The sequence below is a fragment of the Nocardia carnea genome (assembly GCF_029868325.1).
Classification (GTDB): domain Bacteria; phylum Actinomycetota; class Actinomycetes; order Mycobacteriales; family Mycobacteriaceae; genus Nocardia; species Nocardia carnea_C.
Window position 1 is genome coordinate 1 of the sequence record NZ_JARWNW010000125.1, and the last position, 7,822, is coordinate 7,822.

A 7,822-nucleotide genomic window follows, 5' to 3' on the forward strand; every position below is an offset into this window, starting at 1 on the left:
TCGTGGCGGCAGGCCGATATCACCGTGACACCGCTGCCGGCTCGCTCGTTCGATCTGGTGTCGGCGCACTACTTCCCGATCGCACACGAATCCGACCATGCCACCGTGCGTGGTCTGCTGGAGTCGGTCGCGCCGGGTGGCACGCTGCTGTTCGTAGCCCACGATCCGGCCGAATTCCCTGAGCCGGACGAAAATGTGCACGAGCAGGAAAGGCATGGGCCGCGGTTCGACCCCTACGCCTACTACCTGCCCGCCGATATCCTCGGCCTGCTCGACGACCAGTGGACCGTGCAGGTGGACGAACGACGCGACCGCAACCGCCCCGCGGCCGGCCATCAGGTCAAGGACCTCGTCCTCCGGTTGCAGCGCGCGAACTGAGGCCGCGGCGGCCTGCGCCCGAATATCGCCACCCCCACCCGGATCCGATACCGCGCGTCGGTACACGCTGCGACGAGAGCTGATTGCTATCGTCGGCGGCATCTGTGCGCGGAAACCGGAACCATGAGGTGGAGGGTTGTTCATGCGGCTGTACCGGATCCACGGGTTCGCGGCCGCAGCGGCGATCACCGTCGTCGCCCTTGCCGTGATTCTCGTGATAGCGCAGGCCGCCCGGCACCCGGTCAGCCGGGATACCGAGCCCGCGGCCTCCCCGGCCGAACTCGCACAGCAGTGGACCGCCACCCACGACGGCCGGCAGCCCTATCCCGAAGTGCATATCGACAAAGATGTGCACATCACCATGAGCGACGGGGTGGTGCTGAAAGCCGATGTGTATCGGCCTGCCCACGCGGGCGACCGGGTGGAGACCGAACCGCTGCCCACCATCGTCACGATGACGCCGTACTCGAAAATGATGTCCGCGCTCATCGATTCGGCGATGAACAACCCCGAGGCGCAGCGGTTCACCATGGACCTGGTGAACCGGATCAACCTGTCCGGCACACCGATCAGCGGTTTCGAGGATCTGCTGCACGCCCTCGACGGCGGCACCGTCGCCACGGTGCTCGGGCTCGACCGAAAACTGGTGCACGCCGGATACACGGTGGTCTCGGTGGATGTACGCGGTACCGGGCAGTCGCAGGGCTTGTGGGACACCCTCGGTGCGCGCGAACAACTCGACACCCGCGAGGTGATCGAATGGTCGGCGGCGCAACCGTGGTCGAACGGGCGGGTCGCGATGAGCGGCGGCTCCTACTCCGGCATCAATCAATTGCGCGCCGCCGAGAACGCTCCGGAACCGTTGCGGGCCATCTTCCCGGTGGAACCCGGCAGTGATCTCATGCGCGATGTGGTGGCGCCGGGCGGCGGCGTCGGCGTGACGTTCCTGCCGCTGTGGCTCAACCAGGTGAATCAGGCCAAACTCATGCCGGATGTGCAGTCGATGCTGAACGGCACCTTCGACTGGCAATGGCTAGCCGACCGGCTGGCCGATCCCGCCACCAACTACGACCTGCTCGCTCAGTCGCTGCTCACGCCGTCGTTGAACAAGATGCCTCCCACGCTGGCCGCGGCACTGGACGAGAACAGCCCGTTCCGGCAGGGCATCATGGGCGATCCGTCCAAGATCACCGTCCCCACCTTCGTCTACGGCGGCTGGCACGATATTTTCGCCAACAGTGCCACCACCCTCTACAACGACATCCCGCTACCGCCCGGGCAGAAACAACTCGTCGTCGGCGACACCTATCACGCCAACCCGGGGGCCGGGACCGGGCGGCCCGGCGCACCGCCGCGGCTGGACGTTCTGCAGCGTGCGTGGTTCGACCACTGGCTCAAAGATATCGACAACGGCATCGCCGACTACGGGCCCGTGATCGTCTGGGAACAGGGCGGTGGCTGGGTGTTCCTCGACCAGTTCCCGCAGCCCGGAATGGCGCATCGGAGGGTGTACCTGTCGGGCGCACCCAGTGGTACCAGCGCGGAAAGCGTGCACGACGGATCGCTGATCGGTCAGCCGGGCGACAAGGCCCAGCTCACGGTGGCGCCGGGGCTCGCCACCTTCTGTTCGCGGGATATGGCGCAGGGGTCGGCCGGTATCGGCGCGGTATTCGACGCCTGCGCCAAGGATTCCCGGATCGCCGAACGCGGTGCGCTCACCTTCACCAGCGCCGAGATCACCGAACGGACCGTCATCTCCGGCCCGATCAACGTGCATCTCAACACGGTGCACGATGCCGCCGACGGCTACTGGAGCGTCACAGTGAACGACGTCTCGCCCGACGGCACCTCGACCGTACTGAGTACCGGCCAGCTCACCGCCTCCCTGCGCGCGATCGACGACGCCCGCAGCACCCGCTCGCCCAACGGCGACCTCACCGCCCCGTTCAACCCGATCACCCTGGACAGTGTGCAACCGGTGCCGCCGGGTGAGCCGGTCGCGCTGGATATCGGGGTGATCCCGACCCAGGCGGTGCTCGAACCCGGCCACCGCCTCCGCCTCGATGTATTCGCCGCCAACGCCCCCAAAGCGCTGGCGTTCCGGCCGATGCTCAACGACACCGAACTCAAACCCCAGCATCTCGCGCTGGACCCGGCCGCCCCGAGCTTCATCAACCTCCCCACCGACCACCCACTTCCCGACGCGTCGGGCCGCCCGTCCGCAGTTCCGCAACCCGCGGTGGCTCCGGCCGCGCCGAGTACCTCTATCGCACCGACCGGGCCGGTAGCGCCCACCACGCGCCCGGAACGCGCACCGGAGTCGGCGGGAGCGCCGGTTTCTCCCGCCGCTCCCGCCGCACCGGAACTACCGGCACCGACCCCGGGCCAGGCCGGCGTCCCACAGCCGGCTGCCCCGTCGGTGGAAAAGCCCGGGCCCTCCGCGGTTCCGCGCGCCGAGACGCCGCAACACCAGCAGCCTGCGGTACGCAACGCCTCGCCGCCCGCGCCCGCGGGACCGGAGTCGACGCAACCCGCCCTCCCGCCGGCCCGGTCGCCCGCACCGATCCCGGAATACACCTCACCGCGCTCCGCGACGTCGCAGCCATAGCGTCTGTCCGGCGTTTCAGCGCGTACCGCGATCGGCCAGGAACGTGACCATGGGCGGCATGACGCAGATCACCGGTGTATCTGCCCGGTTTGCCCGCGTGGGAGCCGGCGGGTCGTAATGTGGCGCGCATGGGGTCGCAGGAGAGGTCCGAACTGGTTCGGTCGGCGGCGGAGACGAGCCTGCTCGCCGGCAGCCGGCGGTACAACCGCCTGGAGGTGGCGGAGAAGGCCGGGGTGACACCCGAGCTGGCGCGCCGGTTGTGGGTATCGCTGGGTTTCCCGGCCAGCGCGGACGACAGCGCGCCCGATTACACCGATTCCGATATCGCGGCCATCCACCGGTTCCGGGAGGTCGAGGTGTTGTCCGCGGCCGGTTCCCGGCAGCAGGCCGCGACCGCCCGCACCATCGGGCAGGCCATGGCGCGGCTGGCCGAATGGCAGGTCGACCTGGTGCTCGAGGAGATCGACCGGCGGGTCGCGGCGGCCGGGCCGGGAGCCGACCCCGACGAGATCACCCGCAATGCCACCGCGGAGACGGTGGAGCTCATGGAGAGCCTGCTGTCCTACGCCTGGCGGCGCCACCTGGATGCGGCGCTCATCCGGCATCTGGAGGAGACCGGGCCGACTCAGGATTCCACCCGGACGCTGGCCGTCGGGTTCGCCGATATGGTCGGCTACACCCGGCTCACCCGGCATCTGCATCCCGACGAGCTGTCCACGCTGCTGGAGGCGTTCGAATCCACCACCACGGCCGCGATCACCGAGAACGGCGGCTGGGTGATCAAGAATGTCGGCGACGAGGTGATGTATGCGGCCGAATCCCCGCTGATCGCGGCCCGGATCGCGCTGGAGATCCAGGAATCCACCATGACCGTCGGTACCACTCCGGAACTGCGGGTAGCGATCGCCTACGGGCCTGTGCTGCAACGTTTCGGCGACCTGTACGGGTCGGTGGTGAATATGGCGGCCAGGCTCACCGGTGTCGCCCGCCCGGGCACGATCCTCGTCGACGACGGCGCGGCGGCGGAGCTGGAAGGGGAGACGGAGTTCAGTATCCGGCATCTGCGCAGCGTCCGGGTCCGGGGTTTCAACCGGCTGCGTCCGCATCTGCTCCGGCGTAACGGTAAATCCTGACCCCGGCCGCGGGTAGCGCGGTCGAGAGCGTTGCGGCCGGTTTCACCATATGAGATTTCCGCATTCGGAAATCACGTCTCGAGTATGGTCGTCGGGAGCCGAAAGTGTCCGGCTCGTGTGTGAGTGAGGAGTTCCGGGATGGCCAAGGGCTATGTCATCGTGACCGAGTCGATCAAGGATCCGGCGGGGATGGCCGAATACGGTAAGGCAGCCGCAAAGGCCATGGCCAACGGTGTGAAAGTCCTGGCGGTCGATACGAAACCGCAGGTCCTCGAAGGGGAGTGGCCCGCCACCCAGACCGTGGTGCTGGAGTTCGAATCCCCGGAGGCCGCCCGTGCGTGGTACGAATCCGAGGAATACCAGGCCGCGATTCCGCTGCGGCAGGCGGCGGCCGACTGCAATGCGGTGATCGTCAACGGCCTGTAGCGCCGGAGCGTGGCCCGGGCCGGCGGTCTCGGCCGGAGCGCCGGGACTCACCGGTTCGAACGCGGCCGTCCGGCGGAGCCGGAATCTACCCTGGTGGCGTGACCGCATCCGAACCCAGTCCGACCGGCCGCTCGCTGGTGCTGGCAGCCGGGGATGTCCGCGCCGAAATCGGGACGGTGGCCGCCGTATTGCGCGGCCTCACCGTCGGCGGTATCGCCGTGACCGAACCGCTTCCCGCCGGTGTCGCGCCGCCGATGGCCGCCGGTATCGTGCTGGCGCCGTGGCCCAATCGCGTCCGTGATGCGGTCTGGATGCTCGACGGGCGGCCGCAGCAACTCGATATCACCGAGGTCGCGCGGTCGAACGCGATCCACGGACTGCTTCGTAACACCGATTACGAAGTGCGGGCGCAGGCACCGGATTCGGTGACGCTGGGCGCTTTGATACCGCCCCAGCACGGTTGGCCGTTCCTGCTGGATACGTGGGTGCGTTACGAGTTGCGTACCGACGGATTGACGGTGACCCACGGAGTGATCAATCATTCGGACCGGCCGGCGCCGTATGCGGTGGGTGCCCATCCGTATTTCCGGGTCGGCGCGGTACCGGTGGAGGAATTGGTACTCACCGTCGCCGCGAGCACCTACTACGAAGTCGATGCCCGGATGAATCCGGTTGCGGAGCATCCCGTCGAGGGGACCCCGTACGATCTCCGGGCCGGGGCCGCGCTGGCGGGCCTGACGCTCGATACGCCTTTCGGTGGGGTGGTTGCGGGCGTCGCTGCCCGGCTCACCGCGCCGGATGGGGCGCAAGTAGAACTTCTCGTCGACGCCGGCTGGCGCTATCTCCAAGTGTTCACCGCGAAGGAATTCCCGCGAGCGGCGGGAACAGGGCTCGCGGTGGCACTGGAACCCATGACGGCGGCTCCCGACGCGCTGAATTCCGGGGACGGTGTGCGCGTTCTGGAGCCGGGGGAGATCTGGGAGGGCCGCTGGGCGGTTCGGTATGTGCCCGGCCGCGGCGGATCGGATCCCGACTGAACGGCCGAGGCTCCGGCCGCGGCTGTTCACAAGCAATCAATTGCTTGTGGAAACCTTTGTTGCAACGAGGGTTTCGCGTTCAACGCAATCTTGCGAACACCCCTTCTCGATCGCCCGGAACTGGCTAACCTGTATCCGGCAATCCGCCAGGGGAGCCGGCGAGTGGGCGCCGGCCACGGAGTATGACCGGGGGGCTGATTTCTCAGCGGCATCGCCCCGGGGGACGAAAGGGGACCGGAATGAGCGGCACAGACGAACTCGGGCCGTTCCCGCGCAGCCGGATCATCTCGGCGGTCTTCACCCGTGCGGCCGAATTCGATCGGTCCGCTGCCGCCGAATTCGGCTGCGTAATGCTCGAATCGCTGGCGGGCCTCGTGGTGGCGCATCGCAGGATGGCCGCGGCACGACCGGTCTGGGAAGAAATCGTGCTGCCCTGGGGGCGCCCCGGGGAACCGCCGGGGCCATCGGAAACCGGCTCCGAGACCGACCCTTTCGCCTGTGCCTGCGACGAAGTGCAGCGCCATATGCTGTCGCTGGATCTCGAAGCCCGCCGTATCCTCGGGCCACCGCGACCCGATGCGGTGCCACATCGCGAAGGTCTCGGTGCGATATTCGGCCGGATGGCGTATCTGTACACGATCAGTTTCGACCACTTCGTGCTCGACGGTCCCGAGGGGCCGAACCGCCGGCGGCTCGCCGGCGAATACATCGCCTACGAGGCCCTCGCGCGGGATTTGGTCACCGGGCGAAAATGCCTCCCTGCCTTGTCCGAACGCCCTGCCTCCTGAACGCCGCTTCGATCACTACCGCCTGTCGTCGCGCGAATCCTGCCCTGCCGCGCCGGCCGGCGGTTTGAACGCCAGCACCTGGACCGTGGTGCTCGGGCCGTGATGGTATTTTCCCTCGTTGATCTCGCGATCCACTTCCCGGCAGTGTTCCAGCCGTAGTCCGGGGAGAGCGCGGCGCAGTTCGGCCGGGGTCGGCAGTGCGTCCGCGACCGGTGGTCCGCCGACGCCGGGGCGGTCCAGGTGGCGTGGGGTATAGGCCTCGAGGACGAAGACGCCGCCCGGCCGCAGGGCTCGCGCACAGGCCGCGTGCAGCGCCGGACGGGCCGCCGACGGCATATGCGCCCAGATGGAGATGATCCCGGCCCAGTGCGTATCACCGAAGTCGTAGGTGGTGAGGTCGGCGACGACGGTATCGAGGGTGACGCCCTGCCGGGCCGCCAGTTTCCGGGCGTTCGCCAGTCCCACCTCGGACAGGTCCACCGCCGTGACCGAATGGCCGCGGCTCGCCAGGTACACGGCGTTACGTCCCTCGCCTTCGGCCAGGCACAGCACCGGCCCGGCGGGTATCCGATCCGCGACTTCGCGCAGGTAGTCGTTGGGTTCGGTGCCGTACGACGCGAACGGTTCGGTATAGCGCTCGTTCCACAGTTCGGCCGGTGTCCGGGTGTCCATCTGTCTCTCCTCGGTGGCGATATCTTGACGGCACAGCCCACTGTGCAAGTTAATGTGAACATGAAGTCAAGCCCGTCCGGCGGCGCGACCTACTCGATCGGTGAGATCGCCGGGTACTTCGAGCTGGCGCCGCATGTACTCCGGCACTGGGAATCGGTCGGTCTGCTCACCCCGGCTGCGCGTGTCGCCGGCAGGCGCCGCTACACCCGGGCGCATCTCGCCCGGGTCGCGATGATTCTGCGTAGCAAGGAGATCGGTTTGAGCCTGGCGCAGGTCCGTGACCTGCTCGACGCCGGTGACGGCCGCGGGCGCCGCCTGATCCTGCAGTCGCAACTGAGTGCTCTCGACGAGCAGATCGAGCGGATCCAGACCTCGAAACAGCTGATCACCCACGTACTCACGTGCCGGCACGAGGACTTCACCGAATGCCCCCGATTCCAGGAGGAGATCGTCGCGGCCGTCGCCGGCGTTGCCGCTGACCGCGCCGAACGGTAGCCCGCGGGGCGCTACGGCCGGTATATGCATCGACGGCCGGAGCGACCGAGGGAGGGGGCGCGTTCGCCGGAGTCCAACTCCACGTGGGTCCCGACCACCTCGCCACGATGAATGGGGCCTCGCACCACGCCGGCCGGTTGGGGCAGCGATCAGCCCCCGGGGGGCCGCCGGGGGGGGCCCCGGGCGTTTTAACCCCCCCCCGCGGGGCGCTCCCGAGGGAGGGGGCGCGTTCGCCGGAGTCCAACTCCACGTGGGTCCCGACCACCTCGCCACGATGAATGGGGC

The 7,822-nt window shown here is 68.3% G+C and carries 7 protein-coding genes and 1 pseudogene; 7 read left to right on the forward strand and 1 reads right to left on the reverse strand.

The features are described from left to right. The 6 genes and pseudogenes from QH196_RS08880 to QH196_RS08905 all read left to right on the forward strand — a co-directional run. Positions 1-378 (forward strand): annotated as a pseudogene (locus QH196_RS08880) (SAM-dependent methyltransferase); the annotation flags it as partial. A gap of 142 nt (positions 379-520) precedes the next feature. After that, positions 521-2,986, forward strand: a complete 2,466-nt coding sequence (locus QH196_RS08885) for a CocE/NonD family hydrolase (RefSeq protein ID WP_348538056.1) — start codon at positions 521-523, stop codon at positions 2,984-2,986. A gap of 128 nt (positions 2,987-3,114) precedes the next feature. Further along, positions 3,115-4,119: an adenylate/guanylate cyclase domain-containing protein gene (locus tag QH196_RS08890; RefSeq protein WP_280415282.1), complete on the forward strand. Its 1,005-nt coding sequence runs from the start codon at positions 3,115-3,117 to the stop codon at positions 4,117-4,119. A 138-nt stretch (positions 4,120-4,257) separates the two neighbouring features. Next, positions 4,258-4,545 (forward strand): DUF1330 domain-containing protein, encoded by a 288-nt coding sequence (locus QH196_RS08895; RefSeq protein WP_280415283.1) that lies wholly within the window; start codon positions 4,258-4,260, stop codon positions 4,543-4,545. A 98-nt stretch (positions 4,546-4,643) separates the two neighbouring features. Next, a complete protein-coding gene (locus tag QH196_RS08900; RefSeq protein ID WP_280415284.1) occupies positions 4,644-5,582 on the forward strand; it encodes an aldose 1-epimerase family protein in 939 nt (312 codons plus the stop codon). A 239-nt stretch (positions 5,583-5,821) separates the two neighbouring features. Further along, on the forward strand, positions 5,822-6,370 hold the full coding sequence (locus QH196_RS08905; RefSeq protein WP_280415285.1) for a hypothetical protein: 549 nt from the start codon (positions 5,822-5,824) through the stop codon (positions 6,368-6,370). A gap of 15 nt (positions 6,371-6,385) precedes the next feature. Here the strand turns inward: QH196_RS08905 and QH196_RS08910 are convergent, their stop codons facing one another. Next, positions 6,386-7,042 (reverse strand): class I SAM-dependent methyltransferase, encoded by a 657-nt coding sequence (locus QH196_RS08910; protein WP_280415286.1) that lies wholly within the window; start codon positions 7,040-7,042, stop codon positions 6,386-6,388. A 60-nt stretch (positions 7,043-7,102) separates the two neighbouring features. Between QH196_RS08910 and QH196_RS08915 the strand changes: the two genes are divergently transcribed. Then, positions 7,103-7,537: a MerR family transcriptional regulator gene (locus QH196_RS08915; protein WP_280415287.1), complete on the forward strand. Its 435-nt coding sequence runs from the start codon at positions 7,103-7,105 to the stop codon at positions 7,535-7,537. Positions 7,538-7,822 lie beyond the last annotated feature (285 nt).